Below are 614 nucleotides of genomic sequence, written 5' to 3'. Positions count from 1 at the left end.
CGGTTTGATTAGCCTTTCACTCCTAGCCACAGGTCATCCCCTAACTTTTCAACGTTAGTGGGTTCGGTCCTCCAGTTGATGTTACTCAACCTTCAACCTGCCCATGGCTAGATCACCGGGTTTCGGGTCTATACCCTGCAACTTAAGCGCCCAGTTAAGACTCGCTTTCGCTACGGCTCCCCTAAAYGGTTAACCTCGCTACAGAATATAAGTCGCTGACCCATTATACAAAAGGTACGCAGTCACCCACCCCAAATAGCTCTGCYATTTGAACCACCTAGGTTCTATTTCTTCGAGATGTCTTTTATCATCGGCTGCTAAAGCAGGTCGATGTTAAAGAACCCCAACAAAGRTATTTGGTGGTGGGCTCCTACTGCTTGTACGTACACGGTTTCAGGTTCTATTTCACTCCCCTCACAGGGGTTCTTTTCGCCTTTCCCTCACGGTACTGGTTCACTATCGGTCAGTTGGGAGTATTTAGCCTTGGAGGATGGTCCCCCCATATTCAGTCAAAGTTTCACGTGCTCCGACCTACTCGATTTCACTTTAGATAAGTTTTTGTGTACGGGACTATCACCCTGTTTCGTCATGCTTTCCAGCATGTTCCACTAACT

1 rRNA gene is annotated in these 614 nt (G+C 47.6%); it reads right to left on the bottom strand.

Going from position 1 to position 614, the window contains the following annotated elements:
• A 23S ribosomal RNA gene (locus L1D50_RS23270) occupies positions 1–614 on the bottom strand; the annotation flags it as partial.

Source organism: Pseudoalteromonas sp. Isolate6, from assembly GCF_022398435.1.
GTDB lineage: Bacteria > Pseudomonadota > Gammaproteobacteria > Enterobacterales > Alteromonadaceae > Pseudoalteromonas > Pseudoalteromonas galatheae.
This window is presented reverse-complemented; position numbering and strand designations above follow the sequence as displayed.